This window comes from Gudongella ferriphila (genome assembly GCF_046224405.1).
In the GTDB taxonomy this organism is placed as follows: Bacteria; Bacillota; Clostridia; order Tissierellales; family Tissierellaceae; genus Gudongella.
The window spans coordinates 53,690-67,438 of record NZ_JBJXRK010000008.1 but is presented as its reverse complement, the minus strand read 5'-3'; the positions used below and the strand labels follow the sequence as shown (position 1 = coordinate 67,438).

17 protein-coding genes, 1 tRNA gene and 1 riboswitch are annotated in these 13,749 nt (G+C 45.3%); of the genes, 14 read left to right on the top strand and 4 right to left on the bottom strand.

The features are described 5' to 3' along the window. Positions 1-65 precede the first annotated feature (65 nt). The 4 genes from ACKVDP_RS06925 to ACKVDP_RS06910 form a co-directional block, all read right to left on the bottom strand. Positions 66-518, bottom strand: a complete 453-nt coding sequence (locus tag ACKVDP_RS06925; RefSeq protein ID WP_409228086.1) for a threonine/serine exporter family protein — start codon at positions 516-518, stop codon at positions 66-68. A gap of 10 nt (positions 519-528) precedes the next feature. After that, complete coding sequence (locus tag ACKVDP_RS06920; RefSeq protein WP_409228085.1) at positions 529-1,305, bottom strand: threonine/serine exporter family protein; 777 nt, start codon at positions 1,303-1,305, stop codon at positions 529-531. 10 nt (positions 1,306-1,315) lie between these two features. Continuing rightward, on the bottom strand, positions 1,316-2,158 hold the full coding sequence (locus ACKVDP_RS06915) for a diaminopimelate epimerase (protein ID WP_409228084.1): 843 nt from the start codon (positions 2,156-2,158) through the stop codon (positions 1,316-1,318). A gap of 96 nt (positions 2,159-2,254) precedes the next feature. Next, positions 2,255-2,342, bottom strand: a tRNA-Leu gene (locus ACKVDP_RS06910). 208 nt (positions 2,343-2,550) lie between these two features. On the opposite strand from ACKVDP_RS06910, the gene ACKVDP_RS06905 reads away from it, so the two are divergent. From ACKVDP_RS06905 to ACKVDP_RS06840, 14 genes are all read left to right on the top strand, one after another. Further along, a complete protein-coding gene (locus ACKVDP_RS06905) occupies positions 2,551-2,724 on the top strand; it encodes a hypothetical protein (protein ID WP_409228083.1) in 174 nt (57 codons plus the stop codon). 21 nt (positions 2,725-2,745) lie between these two features. Beyond that, positions 2,746-3,240: a helix-turn-helix domain-containing protein gene (locus ACKVDP_RS06900; protein ID WP_409228082.1), complete on the top strand. Its 495-nt coding sequence runs from the start codon at positions 2,746-2,748 to the stop codon at positions 3,238-3,240. Between the two features lie 8 nt (positions 3,241-3,248). Continuing rightward, the gene (locus ACKVDP_RS06895; RefSeq protein WP_409228081.1) at positions 3,249-3,500 is read left to right on the top strand and encodes a hypothetical protein; all 252 of its coding nucleotides are present in this window, start codon (positions 3,249-3,251) and stop codon (positions 3,498-3,500) included. Positions 3,501-3,541: 41 nt separating this feature from the next. Further along, on the top strand, positions 3,542-3,727 hold the full coding sequence (locus tag ACKVDP_RS06890) for a DUF6440 family protein (RefSeq protein WP_409228080.1): 186 nt from the start codon (positions 3,542-3,544) through the stop codon (positions 3,725-3,727). Next, the gene (locus ACKVDP_RS06885; RefSeq protein WP_409228079.1) at positions 3,727-4,392 is read left to right on the top strand and encodes a CPBP family intramembrane glutamic endopeptidase; all 666 of its coding nucleotides are present in this window, start codon (positions 3,727-3,729) and stop codon (positions 4,390-4,392) included. The genes ACKVDP_RS06890 and ACKVDP_RS06885 overlap by 1 nt, the downstream gene beginning before the upstream one ends. A 61-nt stretch (positions 4,393-4,453) precedes the next feature. Further along, on the top strand, positions 4,454-4,957 hold the full coding sequence (locus ACKVDP_RS06880; protein ID WP_409228078.1) for a type 1 glutamine amidotransferase domain-containing protein: 504 nt from the start codon (positions 4,454-4,456) through the stop codon (positions 4,955-4,957). A gap of 437 nt (positions 4,958-5,394) precedes the next feature. After that, a complete protein-coding gene (locus ACKVDP_RS06875; protein ID WP_409228103.1) occupies positions 5,395-6,717 on the top strand; it encodes an aspartate kinase in 1,323 nt (440 codons plus the stop codon). Continuing rightward, positions 6,718-7,710 (top strand): aspartate-semialdehyde dehydrogenase, encoded by a 993-nt coding sequence (locus ACKVDP_RS06870; protein WP_409228077.1) that lies wholly within the window; start codon positions 6,718-6,720, stop codon positions 7,708-7,710. Then, entirely contained in the window at positions 7,707-8,915 is a 1,209-nt protein-coding gene (locus tag ACKVDP_RS06865) for a homoserine dehydrogenase (RefSeq protein WP_409228076.1), read from the top strand. Before ACKVDP_RS06870 ends, ACKVDP_RS06865 begins: the two co-directional genes overlap by 4 nt. A 9-nt stretch (positions 8,916-8,924) precedes the next feature. After that, positions 8,925-10,397 (top strand): threonine synthase, encoded by a 1,473-nt coding sequence (thrC, locus tag ACKVDP_RS06860; RefSeq protein WP_409228075.1) that lies wholly within the window; start codon positions 8,925-8,927, stop codon positions 10,395-10,397. Beyond that, complete coding sequence (gene thrB, locus ACKVDP_RS06855) at positions 10,398-11,252, top strand: homoserine kinase (RefSeq protein ID WP_409228074.1); 855 nt, start codon at positions 10,398-10,400, stop codon at positions 11,250-11,252. A gap of 44 nt (positions 11,253-11,296) precedes the next feature. Further along, positions 11,297-11,355: riboswitch (Fluoride riboswitch) on the top strand. A 54-nt stretch (positions 11,356-11,409) separates the two neighbouring features. Beyond that, positions 11,410-12,594, top strand: coding sequence for a cation:proton antiporter (locus ACKVDP_RS06850; RefSeq protein WP_409228073.1), 1,185 nt, complete (start codon positions 11,410-11,412; stop codon positions 12,592-12,594). A gap of 20 nt (positions 12,595-12,614) precedes the next feature. Beyond that, a complete protein-coding gene (locus ACKVDP_RS06845) occupies positions 12,615-12,806 on the top strand; it encodes a hypothetical protein (protein WP_409228072.1) in 192 nt (63 codons plus the stop codon). Between the two features lie 63 nt (positions 12,807-12,869). Beyond that, positions 12,870-13,721 carry a VOC family protein gene (locus tag ACKVDP_RS06840; RefSeq protein WP_409228071.1) on the top strand — a complete coding sequence of 284 codons (852 nt, stop codon included), beginning with the start codon at positions 12,870-12,872 and terminating at the stop codon, positions 13,719-13,721. Positions 13,722-13,749 lie beyond the last annotated feature (28 nt).

Below are 13,749 nucleotides of genomic sequence, written 5' to 3'. Positions count from 1 at the left end.
CAGTCCCCCTGGGTAGATTTAGGCTGGAATCAGGGTCCCTCTGGGAAGAATTCCTGAAAAGTGAGTCAAAAAGAACCGTCCCCCTGACTCAAAAGGTAGGGACGTATGTATCTGACTACAGAGGTTGCAATAACTACGCCACAGGCTATTGAAATTGCAATGAAAAGTGACTCCCCACCGGTTACAAGAGCCTGGGAGAAATTGTTGTCGATAATGTGAAACATGGTATAGTAGATGCCATAGCCTGGTACAAATGGTATTATTCCCGGAATAATAAATATTGTAGCAGGTTGTTTTTTGTATATTGCTGCCAGCTCTCCCACAAGTCCAACAAAAATGGACCCAACAAAGGCTGGGATTATGAAGCTGGTTGCGGTCTGCTGAAGGAGTATGTAGACGATCCAGCCAAGCATTCCACTTAGGGATGCCAGGGGAACAAGTCGCCTTGGCAGGTTGAATATTATTGAAAATCCGATAACGCACAGGAGGGAATAGATTCCCTGGGTCAAAATGTACATAAAAATCCTCCTATATAAATGCAATGATTCCCTGCAGAACGATACCCACACCAAATGCCAGGGATATTGCAATGAAAAGTGCCTCCATCATCTTGGTGGTTCCCGCTATAAGCTCTCCGGATATAAGGTCACGAATTCCGTTGGTCAGGGAAACTCCTGGAACCAGGGTCATCAAGGGTCCGATTATGACAGTGTTAAAATCCGCAGTCATTGAAAGACCACTCACCAAAAACACAATAAATATGCTCAAGAGGGCTGAAATGAGCCCCCCAATGATGTTCTTGACAAAAAAATTCAGCTTGCGAATGGTAAGCTTGTCCACTGAAAAAACAGTAATGCTGGATGCCACATATGCCAGTACAAACTCCACGAAGGTACCGCCAAACATCAGCACAAAGAAGCCTCCTGCCATTCCGCTGAAGGCGTATCGTATGGGCTTTGAAAACTTGGGTGGTGACCTGAGCTCCGCAAGTATTATCTCCGTTTCCTCCTCGGTCATATCCCCTTGGGTAAAAATCCTGGAAAAGGAATTTGCCCTTGCGATTGTCTCAAGGTCAAGTCCTATGGAGGGAACCCTGGAAACCGTCGTATAGGGCTCTCCATTTATGTGTGCTCCAACAATTATACCTGTGGACATGACAAAAACCTCCACTGGGGAGTTTGTCTTGGAGGAAATCATCCTGTTGATTGTTTCCTCCACCCTGTAGGTTTCTGCTCCGTTCTGGAGCATGATCATTCCTGTTTCCACTGCTGTTGAAATTGCCTTCTTTAACGTCTTTTCTTCCATTTAATTGCTCCTATAGATTAAGTGATACTGTTCCTTCTGATATGATTTCAACATCCCCGTCAAGGAATATTTCATCAGCAGATCCTTCTGACCATCTTACTTCGATATTCAGTGTTCCACCTGGTTGGTTCACATCCCTTGAAATGCTCACATCATCAAGATATGAAAGGCAAACACCAAGTGCTGCGGTTCCGGAGGCACAGCTCTTTTCCCAGCAGGTTGTATCGGTTCCCTTTACATATACAAGGGGTTCCAGGTATTTTTCCTCAAAATCATAAAACATTATTCCAAAGGCTTCATAGCCCTCCTGGTCCATTTGGGTTTTTATAATATTGAAGAACTCAAGAGTGCTCCTTACAGCATCCTTGTCAACCACAAAGTGGGTTATCCCAAAGAAGTCCACCCTGATTGTGGAAATGGTTTCCCCCTGGATTACAAACTCCTGGGCACCAACTGAATGGGGCAATGGCATCTGGATCCTTGAACGGAACCGATTTCTTTCCCCAAGAGGTGTGACAATGCAATCCACATTCCTCTCCCAGCCTGACACCTGTATGGGAACTAGATAATCCTCACCCTGACTTTTAATCGAGGGATACCCGGTATAGACCATATAGGCGGCAAAGGATCTGCTGGCGTTGCCACAGAACTCCCCTCCCATCATTTGGAGTCTAAGGGTTTCTGTGGAATCTGGCAGTGAGGTTTTTTCTATGAAACCTACCTGCTCTGCATGTACACTTTCATAGCTCATAAGCTTGCGTGAAATTTCGGCATGGTCTTTTCTTGGAATCTGGTCCAGGACAAAGACTGTCATATTTTGTGCCGGATTGACCTTAACATAATGTAACTTCATGATTCTACCCCCTCTCTTCCCCTTTAGTATAGCAAAGAATGGAGGGAATATCACTAATAAACGAAAAAAAGACAAGGCTTAATGCCTTGTCAAATCTGGTGCGGCTGAAGGGACTCGAACCCCCACCCTAGCAATTAGGACTAGAACCTGAATCTAGCGCGTCTGCCAGTTCCGCCACAGCCGCATGAACACCTTTAATTATACATAAAAAAATAAAAAATGGCAACGGGAATTTGAAAGCTGGTGAAATACAAGAATTCAACCAACGGTTGTAAGAAATACAACTGATGGTTTATAATTTAGGTAGAAAAACAACTTATGATAGCTTCATATGGGCCTCTCCCAGGTATATCCTTAAGCTGTAGAAGGGATGCAAGAGAGGGGGCCAGGTCATGGAGTTTACTACCGGACAAAAAATATTAAGAGGTAAGGAACGGGCAATAAGGAAAATCCGGGAGAAGAAGGAAGCCTTTATTGATTATAAGAAGAATAAGGTGGAAAGAAGCTTCGACTTTTATATGCCACAGCATATTGATGACACGAGCATGAGAAGAAAGGATTTGTAGATAAGAGGGGAGAGTGTGGTCATGGCCCAGACATTGGGGAAAAGAATCAGTGAATTGAGAAGAAGAAAGGGATTTACCCAGGATCAGCTGGCTGAGGAGATGGGAGTATCCTCACAGGCGGTGAGTAAGTGGGAGAATGATATTTCATGCCCGGACATAGGACTACTTCCCCATCTGGCGGATTTTTTCGGGGTAACCCTGGATGAGCTTATGCGAGGTGACCAGGAGAAGGTGGCTCAGGTCATTCCTGAAAACGAAAGAAAGGACCCCAACAAGATGATCATGAGAATCAGGGTTCTAAGTGCGGATGGTGACAAGGTCAATGTTAACCTTCCAATGGCATTGGTAAAAATGGGACTCCAGTCCGGAATGCTGAATAGCATGGTTGGTGGTAATGAAAACCTAAAGGGGATTGATTTTGAGAGTCTGGTTCAAATGGTTGAACAGGGAGCAATCGGAAAGCTTGTGGAGGTTGAATCGGCCGATGGCGACCTTGTTGATATAACCATAGAGTAGGTGGTCCTATGAAGATTGAAATCCAAAGTGCAGAGGGAAAGATCATGTCATTTCCGATTCCGGAATTTCTGGCGGACAATCCAATAAGCCTAAGGGTTGCAGCTTCAAAGATTAGTGAGCATTCGCCCTTGAGCATAACTGCGGGAGATTTGAAGTCGAGCCTAGGAACAATCAAGGATTACAAGAGAGAGCATGGAGGAGACCTGCTCCTTGTTGATGTGGAATCATCTGACGGGGAGAAGGTAAGAATCTGGATTTAGTGCAAAAAAAATGCTACAATCACAGCAAGGAGGTGTTGGGAATGGCTGAAAAGAGATTTCAGGTTGTTCACAAGGAGGGAACCCTTTCAAGTACCAAGGTTATTGTTGACAGGGAGACTGGAGTGAATTACCTGTTTGTAGGCGAGGGCTATGCAGGAGGTCTTACGGTACTCCTTGATAAGGACGGAAAACCAGTTATTACACCTGTGGGAAGGTATCCGCTGTAATGAAAAAAATAGTTGTACTTTCCCTGTTTTCGGTGGTCCTCATGTCCCTAGTGGATGGCTTCATAAATCCGGGCTACGGAGCTAAATCCTTAATCAAGGTCTTTCTGTTTCTTGTATTGCCAATTGTCGGTGCGGGCTATGGCAGATCCCAGAGCTTTGGAAACCTCTTCACTCCTACAGGCAAGAAGGCCGTGGCAAGGTCCATAGCCCTTGGTCTTGCAGTCTATGGAGGAATAATGGTGGTCTATCTGATCCTCATACCCTACATCGACCTTCAGGCAATAAGGGTTGCCCTGGAGGAGGACCTTGGAGTCAATCGGGACAATTTCATATTGGTCGCCCTGTATATTTCCTTCTTGAATTCTCTTCTGGAGGAGTTCTTCTTCAGAGGTTACCTGTTCCTTGGACTGCTCCAACGGACGGGAAGGTGGAGGGCATATTCCATAAGCGCTCTTTTATTTGCTGCCTATCATGTTGCAATAATAGGAAGTTGGTTCAGTCCAGTCATATTTGTGTTGGCAATGGCGGGACTCTTTACAGGTGGATTGATCTTCAACTATCTCAACGAACGAAGCGGAAATATCATCAACTCATGGGTGGTGCATCTAATGGCTAATCTTGCCATCAATACTGTGGGATTGATTATGTTTAACCTTATCCCTTAGAGTAAAAAACCCTCCTTCGGGTAAACAATAAAATAGAGAATAAACTAGGAGGGATTATTTTATGAAAAAGGTAGCAATATTGATAGAGAACCTGTTTGATGAGAAGGAGCTGATATATCCTTACTTCAGACTTATGGAGGACTTTGAGGTCCATCTTGTTGGTTCTAAGAAGGATACTGTATATACGGGCAAATCAGGCTTGAGCATGAAAAGCACACACGGATCAGCTGATGTCAAGGCTGCTGATTATGCGGGGATCCTCATTCCTGGAGGATTTTCACCAGACAATATGAGAAGGACAGAATCCACAAAGGACCTTGTAAAGGAGTTTTGCAGCCAAAACAAGCCAATAGCAGCAATCTGTCACGGACCTTGGATGATGGCTTCCTGCTGTGACCTTAAGGGAAAGGACATGACTTCGTTCTTCTCAATAAGGGATGACCTTGTGAATGCAGGGGCAAACTGGGTTGACAAGGAGGTTGTAGTAAGTGGTAACCTTATAACCTCAAGGAACCCAAATGACCTTCCAGTGTTTGTGAAGACCTTCGTGGATGCCGTAAAGTAGAGCTGTACCAAAACAAAGTTTTTACAGAAAATTTAAAATCCTCTCTTGACAGATTTCATTCTTGGTATTAGAATGATTAAAAGCGTTGATGAGGAAGAGTATGAACTGAAGGGTCAAAAGAGAGAGAGGTTCACCGGCTGAAAGACTTCTCGCGATACCCAGGTCAGAAAACCACCTCGGAGTACAATCCTGAAAACCAGTAGGGAATTGCGTCGGGCCACGTTACGGACTGTTATTAGAGTTTTTGAATTTAGGTGGAAGCGAGAATATAACACTCGTCCTTTTTTGGGCGGGTGTTTCATTTTTTTGAGGATGGGACTGGGGAAAATGGAGAGCCCAGTGATCGAACGAAGTGAGTAGACTTAGGGAAATTAAAGATACTGCTATTTGGCAGTTAATTTAAGAAATATATAAAGGAGGCGAGGCAGATGGAAGGTATTGTTGTTGCAAAATTCGGAGGAAGCTCACTGGCGGACAGCCAGCAGTTCAGAAAGGTGAAGGCAATAGTCACGGAGAATCCGGACAGGAGAATCATTGTGCCATCAGCACCAGGGAAAAGACATGGAAAGGACCATAAGGTAACGGACCTATTGTACATGTGCCATCAGCTTTCCTCCCATGATTTGCACTTTGACGAAGTGTTTCAGCTAATCAGGGACCGCTATGAAGGTATCTGCAAAGACCTGGATCTTGAAACACCAATAGGTGAAATACTAGATAAGGTAAGAGAGGACATATCCAAGGGAGCCTCACGGGACTACTGTGCAAGCAGAGGAGAATACATCAACGGTCGGATTCTTGCGGACTATCTTGAATCGGATTTCGTAGATGCAGCCCAGGTCATAAGGTTTGACAGAAGGGGAGCACTTGATGAGGCAGAGACAGGCAGGCTTGTGAAGGAAAGGCTATCAGAGGTTCAAAGGGCGGTGGTGCCTGGCTTCTACGGAGCGGATGGTGATGGTAACATTGTAACCTTCTCAAGGGGAGGATCAGATGTTACCGGGTCAATCCTTGCAGATGGAGTCGGGGCAAAGCTATACGAAAACTGGACTGATGTTTCAGGCTTCTTAAAGGCTGACCCCAAAATTGTAAAGGACCCGTTACCAATCAGGGAAGTTACCTACAAGGAACTGAGGGAGCTGTCCTATATGGGAGCTCCGGTACTTCATGAGGAGGCAATATTCCCAATAAAGAGCAAAGGAATCCCAATACAGATAAGGAATACAAACATACCGGAGGATCAGGGGACCTTTATTGTAAATGACGACTGGTCAGAGCCTAGTCCTGGAATTATAACAGGGCTTGCAGGCAAGAAGGACTTCACTGTAATCTCCGTGGAAAAGACCCGTATGACTGGGGAGAAGGGATTCTTGAGAAAGCTTGTATCGGTGTTTGAAGCAAATGATGTGACAATCGAGCACATGCCTTCAAGCATAGATTCAATATCTGTGATCGTCTCAGACAAGGAGCTGAATGGAAAGCTTTCCAAGCTTATGGAGGAAATAAGGATATACTGCAATCCGGATAATGTTGCAGCCTATTCAAAGATGGCTCTGCTGGCTGTTGTGGGAAGGGGAATGATCAACACGAAGGGAGTTTCATCAAGGGTATTCACAGCCCTTTACAAGGACGATATAAATATCAGGATGATCTCGCAGGGCTCAAGTGAATTGAACATCCTTATTGGAATTGAAAACGATGATTTTGAAAAGTCTGTCAGGGCAATATACAACGCATTCAATGAAAGGGAGGTAAGCTAGATGAAAAAATTCAATGTTGCAGTGGTGGGAGCTACAGGGCTGGTTGGAAGAACCATACTTCAGGTTCTTCAGGAGGAGGATTTTCCCATCGGAAATCTCTACCCCATGGCATCTGAAAGGTCAGAGGGTGAACTTATCCAGTTCAAGGACAGGGAGTACAAGGTAATCAAGGTTTCAGACGAGGCCTTTGATGAAGACATAGATATTGCATTCTTTTCAGCGGGAGGTTCAGTAAGCGAGAGGTATGCTCCAGTTGCTGCAGAAAAGGGAATTCAGGTTGTGGACAATAGCTCTGTATTCAGGATGAATCCTGAGGTTCCCCTGGTGGTTCCGGAGGTTAATCCTGAGGATATCAAGAAGTCCAAGGGAATAATCGCCAACCCCAACTGCTCCACAATCCAGTGTATGCTTCCACTAAAGGCCCTTCAGGATGCATACGGAATTGAAAGGGTTGTATATTCAACCTACCAGAGTGTATCAGGCTCGGGAACCAAAGGTCTTAGGGATCTGGACGAAGGTCTGAATGAATTCTATCCATACCCAATCAAAGGGAATGTGCTTCCTCACATAGATGTATTCCTGGACAATGGCTACACCAAGGAAGAGATGAAGATGATAGATGAAACCAGAAAGATTCTTCACGATGAGGGAATGAAGGTAACTGCAACAGCTGTAAGGGTTCCAGTAAGGTTTGCCCACAGCGTTTCAGCAAATGTGCAGCTTTCCAGAAAATTCGACCTGGATGTTGTGAAGAGGATGCTTGGAGAGTACCCTGGGATTATCCTAAAGGACAATCCACAAAATGGCGAATACCCCATACCCCAGGATGCAGAGGGGAAAAATGAGGTATATGTGGGTAGGATAAGAAGGGACTTCAGCCAGGATGACACCATAAACCTTTGGATTGTAGCGGACAATATCAGGAAGGGAGCAGCTACAAACGCAGTTCAGATTGGCAAGCTGCTTGTTGAGAACTGGGAGGAGATGAAATGATTAATATAGGACTACTTGGGTTTGGAACAGTGGGACAGGGAGTCTACAGGATCCTCCAGGAAAAGGGAGAGGACCTGAAGGCACTTCTTGGAACGGAAATTGAAATCAAGAGCATACTTGTAAGGGACCTGTACAAGGAGCGTGGTACAGAGGTACCCTTGAGCAAGCTTACACTGAATCCGGAGGACATTGTTTCAGATGAGAATATTGATATAATTGTTGAGGTTACAGGAGATGTGGAGCTTAGCTACAGGATCATAAGCAGGGCATTTGACAGGGGAAAGCACGTTGTAACAGCAAACAAGGCGGTTGTTTCGGCGTATTTCGAGGAGCTTTCACACCTTGCGGAGGAAAACGGGGTATCCTTCCTTTATGAGGCAAGTGTAGCAGGTGGAATCCCTGTACTCAAGCCCCTTAAGGACCAGATAAGGTTAAACAGGATTACAAGAATCCAGGGTATCCTCAACGGGACCTGCAACTATATCCTTACAAGGATGACCGATGAGGGACTTGCCTATGATGATGTCCTGAAGGAGGCCCAGAAGCTTGGTTATGCAGAGGCTGACCCATCCTCGGATGTTGAGGGAATTGATACAATGAGAAAGCTTAGGATAATGTCCACCCTTGCCCTTGGATCATCCATAACTGAGGACGATATAATCTGTGATGGCATTGACAAGATATCCGATCTTGACATTGAGCTTCTCAAGGGGAAGGGTATGAAGGTAAAGTTGATTGCTGAGGCCAGGGAGGTGGAGGATGGCTACCAGGCTTTAGTACAGCCAAAGGCTCTTCCTGTGGGAAGCTATTTTGCAGGAGTAAACGGAGCGGACAACAGCATTTCAATGGATGGTAGCTACTCTGGAACACTTGGCTTTCAAGGCCCGGGAGCTGGAATGTATCCAACAGCAAATGCAATTCTGACTGATGTGATTGACTGCATTTTGGGAACACAGAAAAAGATGAGTCCTCTCAGGGGAAGAAAGCTTGAAAACAGAAACGAAGATATAACCGGAAGGTACTACCTTAGAATTTCAGGATATGACAGTTCCTTTGATAACTTCAGTGAGTACGCCCAGGAGGTCCTTCTTGAGGAGGATGGAGAGTTTGCTTTTATGACAGGAGATGTCAAGCTCTACCAGCTGCTCCAAGGGCTGGCGGAACTTGAGGATAAACCTTTTTCATTGATTGCAATCGAACAGTAGGAGGATAAGATGAGATATTACAGTACTAGAAACCAGGATAATTCGGTCTTTTCCATGGAGGCCATAATTAAGGGAATAGCAGAGGACGGTGGCCTTTTCGTGCCGGAAAGCTTTCCGGCCCTTCCAAAGCTTGAAGATATGAAGGGTTTGACATACAAGGAGTTAGCCAAGCTGATCCTTGGGATGTATTTTGACGACTACCCGGAGGATGACCTTGATGAGGCTGTAAACGGGGCTTATGGTGACAAGTTTGGAAACAGAGAGCCAGTAAGGCTTGTGGAAAAGGGTGGAGTGAATTTCCTTGAGCTTTTTCATGGACCAACCCTTGCTTTTAAGGATATGGCCCTGACGATACTCCCCTACCTTATGAGGTTTGCCCTCCATAACAAGGGAATAGAGGAGGAGGTTGTGGTCCTTGCAGCAACCTCAGGAGATACTGGGAAAGCTGCACTTGAGGGCTTCAGAGATGTGCCGGGAGTGAATGTGCTTGTCTTCTATCCAAAGGGAGGGGTAAGTCAGCTTCAAAGGCTGCAGATGATAACTCAAAGGGGAGAAAACACCCATGTCCTGGCCATAGAAGGAAACTTTGACGACGCCCAGAAGGGAATCAAGGATATATTTGGAGACCAGGAATACAACAATGAGCTAAAAAAGGAAGGCTATGTACTTTCCTCAGCCAATTCTATCAACATAGGCAGACTGATCCCTCAGGTTGTCTATTATGTATACGGCTATCTGGAGCTCCTTAGGGATGGAAGGATAGAGGCTGGGCAGGAAATCAACATTGTTGTTCCCACAGGAAACTTTGGGAACATACTGGCGGCATACTACGCAAAGATGATGGGACTTCCAATTGACAGGCTAATATGCTCTTCAAACGACAACAAGGTCCTCACTGATTTCTTTGAAACCGGAACCTATGACAGGAGGAGAGACCTTCTTCTGACATCCTCACCCTCAATGGACATACTGGTATCAAGCAACCTGGAAAGATTCCTCTTCCACATTTCAGGGAATGATCATGAAGCGGTTAGAATGATGATGGAAGGACTCACAAGAGAAGGATACTTTACATGGTCAGATTTCAGCAAAGAGGAAATATACGGAGAATTTGCAACCGAGGAAGAGGTTGCTTCAAGCATCAGGGATTTGTATGACAAGGAAGGCTATGTGATGGATCCCCATACGGCTGTTGCCTACAGCGTGTACAGGAAGTATCTAAAGGAGACTGGAGACTCAAAGCCTACAATAGTGGCATCAACAGCCAGCCCCTTCAAGTTTCCTGAAAAGGTAATTTCTTCAATGGGAAAAGATGTCCCGCAGGACCTTTTTACGGGAATCGGCATGGTTGCCAAGGCTATGGATGTTGAAATACCAATTCAGGTAAGGGAACTGGAAACCCTTCCTGTTCTTCATGGAAATGTATGTAAAAAAGAAGAGATGAGGGACATGATCCTTAAGCTTCTTCAGGAGGTGAAATAAATGGTTAGGATAAGAGTACCGGCAACAAGTGCAAATCTGGGACCAGGCTTCGATGTCATGGGCCTTGCAATAGACAGGTACAATGAATTTTCATTTAAGCCAAATGCCGGGTCAACAAAGATAGATTCAATGGTTCATCAAGGCTACAACATGGTTTTTGAGCATCTTGGAAGGGAGCCTGAGCCTGTTGAGATAAAAATAGATGCTGAAATTCCAATTGCAAGAGGTCTTGGATCATCCTCCGCATGTATAATCGGAGGGATGATGGGTGCCAATGAAGTGCTGGGTTGTCCTCTTGAAAGAAAGGATATCTTAAGGATTGCAACCTACATGGAAGGTCATCCGGATAATGTCACACCGGCTCTACTTGGAGGTGTTGTGATCTCGGCCATGGAGGAGGGAGAGGTGTACAGCATCAGGATCCCCCTAAAGAACAGCTATGATTTTATAACCATTGTCCCTGATTATCACCTTCCCACTGAGAAGGCAAGGGCGGCCTTGCCCGAAGGAATTCCTAGAAAGGATGCCATTTACAATGTAAGTCGTGCAACCCTCCTTGTATCTGCCCTTATGACAGGACAGGATGAGATGATCAGAATAGGATTTCAGGATAAGATGCACCAGCCCTACAGGGGGGACCTGATTCCGGGCTTTGACAAGGTAATGGCCGAGTCACAGGAATTGGGGGTTCTAGGTTCATACCTAAGTGGAGCAGGCTCAACAATCATGTGCATTGCCAAGGAGGGGGACGACCAGGTATTTGACAATGTCTCCAAGTTCATAGGAAAGGAATTTCCAAGCTGGAAAGTGTACAGACACAAACTTGAGAACGAAGGTGCGAAAAGAATATTATAATTGACCTTTGGACACTTTAAAGGTTATAATCATACATGAAACAAATGATAATAGGTGATGGGGTTCACCATTGACTGCTTCGGCTAATGACTCCTGCCCGGGACTTTAAATGAGTCCCTGGCGGGAGTTTTTTTATGTCAATTTAGAGGAGGAAACTATGGCAACCAGTTTGGGAATAATAACGATACTTGGTCTTGCGGCCAACTGGATAATGGAGAAGTTAAGGCTACCGGGACTCTTGGGTATGCTACTTGTGGGAATAATGATGGGTCCAAGCGGACTGGATCTGATGAGTCCGGAGCTTATGAGGGTATCTGCGGACTTCAGGGAAATAGCACTGATAATAATACTTTTAAGGGCAGGCCTTGGACTGGATTGGGATGTACTTAAAAAGGTAGGCAGGCCAGCTTTGGGACTTAGCTTTATCCCTGGAGTTCTTGAAGGTGCAACTGTAATGCTGGTCTCAACGGTATTATTCGATTTTTCACTGATCCAGGGTGGGATAATGGGATTTATAATTGCCGCCGTTTCACCTGCGGTAGTTGTACCAGCAATGCTGCAGATGAAGGATGAAAGAAGGGGAGAGGATAAAAACATACCAACATTGATACTGGCAGGGGCCTCCCTTGATGATATTGTTGCAATAACAATCTTCACCAGCTTTCTCGGTCTATATGGGGGAAAGGATATTAATCTTGGGTTCCAGATGATGACCATACCGATTTCTATCTTGACGGGGATTGGCGTGGGATTCGTTGTTGGACTTGTATTTGTAAGAATTTTTGAGACCCACCATATTAGAGACACAAAAAAGGTCCTGATGATACTTGGTGCTGCTATAGTCCTTATGGGATTTGAGGATTTGATAAAGGAGACTGTTCCCTTCTCGGGATTTCTTGGAGTCATGACAATCGGTTTTGCAATCCTCTTGAAAAGGGGAATAGTTGCAAAGAGGCTGTCTGTAAAGTTCAACAAGATTTGGATACTTGCGGAAATACTTCTCTTTGTCCTTGTTGGAGCACAGGTGGATCTTGGGGTAACCCTGAATGCAGGGGGAGTGGGGATTATCATAATTGCTGCCGGACTTTTACTAAGGTCACTTGGAGTCTATATAGCTCTTTTGGGAACTGACCTTAACAGTAAGGAAAAGCTGTTCTGCGCTGTTGCCTATACCCCAAAGGCCACTGTTCAGGCTGCCATAGGCGCTGTGCCCCTTGCCTATGGAGTACAAGGGGGAGATGTGATCTTGTCCATGGCTGTTCTTTCCATTGTTCTGACAGCTCCCTTGGGAGCGGTGGGTATAAGATACATGAAGAGGTATCTTAGCACATTGACTGACTAGAGACCGAAGGAGTGAGAAGGGTGAAGAACAGGAAAGGAATATTGGTGCTGGTCATTTCCTTGGCTGTCCTGGGTCTTTTATACCTGGTTCTTCCAGACAGGTTCGCGGTGCTTTTCTGGCTTACGGGAGATTTCGTCTACGCACCCAGGGAATTTGTATTCATATTTGCAATAATACCCTATGTGGTGTATAGAACATGGTGGGGGCAATGATAAGAGTTTAATATTTCCTGCCTTGGGTAAATAAACACCACTAACATATAGAAGGTGATAAATATGAATAAATTTCACACAGATCCATTGATATATCCATTGAACCTAAGCCTTAATGTAATGGATATGGAAAAGATGACCAGGTTTTACAGGGACAGCATGGGGTTTGAAATACTTGAAAAGAAGGATGATGTTGTCCATCTTGGCACATCAGGAAGAAGAATTCTGACCTTGGAGAGGCCAGAAAATGTGATCCAGAAGCCTCCAAGAAGGTCGGGACTCTACCACTTCGCGATACTTCTTCCGGACAGAAAGCATCTGGGGAGCTTCATAAACCACCTAAGGGATAATAACGTTCCCTTAACCGGTGGTGCGGACCACGAGGTCAGCGAGGCTCTTTATCTGCAGGATCCCGAGGACAATGGAATTGAGGTCTATGCGGATGTTCCAGATAGCCAATGGGAGTGGGACGGAGACCAGGTCCTCATGGGTACGGATCCCCTGGATTTCAGGGGGCTGATGGAGCTTGGAAGGGATTTGGACTGGACAGGAATGCCTGAAGGGACAAAACTTGGACACATGCACCTGCATGTAGGTGATCTGGAGGAGGCATTTAGCTACTACAGGAGGATTGGATTTAAGAGGGTTGCCCAAATGGCAGGCTCAGCAAACTTCATTTCAACCGGTGGCTACCATCATCACATTGGCCTTAACGTATGGAACGGCAAAGGAGCAAAGGCCGCTCCTGAAAATGCAACGGGACTGAGATACTACACCCTTGCAGCACCGGATGGGGAAGCCCAGAAGAAGATATTTGAAGAGCTTAAGCAAGGAAACTATAAGGCTGAAATTGAGGATGGGGTACTCTTCACTGAGGACCCGTCAGGAAACAGAATAAGAATAATCATAGCATAAAAATAATCCAGGCCTTTGCCTGGATTAT

What these genes read in the sequence shown, in the direction of transcription:
- ACKVDP_RS06915 (WP_409228084.1), bottom strand. Translation starts at nt 2,158, where the DNA reads ATGAAGTTACATTATGTTAAGGTCAATCCGGCACAAAATATGACAGTC.
- ACKVDP_RS06905 (WP_409228083.1), top strand. Translation starts at nt 2,551, where the DNA reads ATGGAGTTTACTACCGGACAAAAAATATTAAGAGGTAAGGAACGGGCA.
- ACKVDP_RS06850 (WP_409228073.1), top strand. Translation starts at nt 11,410, where the DNA reads ATGGCAACCAGTTTGGGAATAATAACGATACTTGGTCTTGCGGCCAAC.
- ACKVDP_RS06840 (WP_409228071.1), top strand. Translation starts at nt 12,870, where the DNA reads ATGAATAAATTTCACACAGATCCATTGATATATCCATTGAACCTAAGC.
- ACKVDP_RS06885 (WP_409228079.1), top strand. Translation starts at nt 3,727, where the DNA reads ATGAAAAAAATAGTTGTACTTTCCCTGTTTTCGGTGGTCCTCATGTCC.
- ACKVDP_RS06895 (WP_409228081.1), top strand. Translation starts at nt 3,249, where the DNA reads ATGAAGATTGAAATCCAAAGTGCAGAGGGAAAGATCATGTCATTTCCG.
- thrB (WP_409228074.1), top strand. Translation starts at nt 10,398, where the DNA reads ATGGTTAGGATAAGAGTACCGGCAACAAGTGCAAATCTGGGACCAGGC.
- thrC (WP_409228075.1), top strand. Translation starts at nt 8,925, where the DNA reads ATGAGATATTACAGTACTAGAAACCAGGATAATTCGGTCTTTTCCATG.
- ACKVDP_RS06920 (WP_409228085.1), bottom strand. Translation starts at nt 1,305, where the DNA reads ATGGAAGAAAAGACGTTAAAGAAGGCAATTTCAACAGCAGTGGAAACA.
- ACKVDP_RS06880 (WP_409228078.1), top strand. Translation starts at nt 4,454, where the DNA reads ATGAAAAAGGTAGCAATATTGATAGAGAACCTGTTTGATGAGAAGGAG.
- ACKVDP_RS06890 (WP_409228080.1), top strand. Translation starts at nt 3,542, where the DNA reads ATGGCTGAAAAGAGATTTCAGGTTGTTCACAAGGAGGGAACCCTTTCA.
- ACKVDP_RS06925 (WP_409228086.1), bottom strand. Translation starts at nt 518, where the DNA reads ATGTACATTTTGACCCAGGGAATCTATTCCCTCCTGTGCGTTATCGGA.
- ACKVDP_RS06900 (WP_409228082.1), top strand. Translation starts at nt 2,746, where the DNA reads ATGGCCCAGACATTGGGGAAAAGAATCAGTGAATTGAGAAGAAGAAAG.
- ACKVDP_RS06870 (WP_409228077.1), top strand. Translation starts at nt 6,718, where the DNA reads ATGAAAAAATTCAATGTTGCAGTGGTGGGAGCTACAGGGCTGGTTGGA.
- ACKVDP_RS06865 (WP_409228076.1), top strand. Translation starts at nt 7,707, where the DNA reads ATGATTAATATAGGACTACTTGGGTTTGGAACAGTGGGACAGGGAGTC.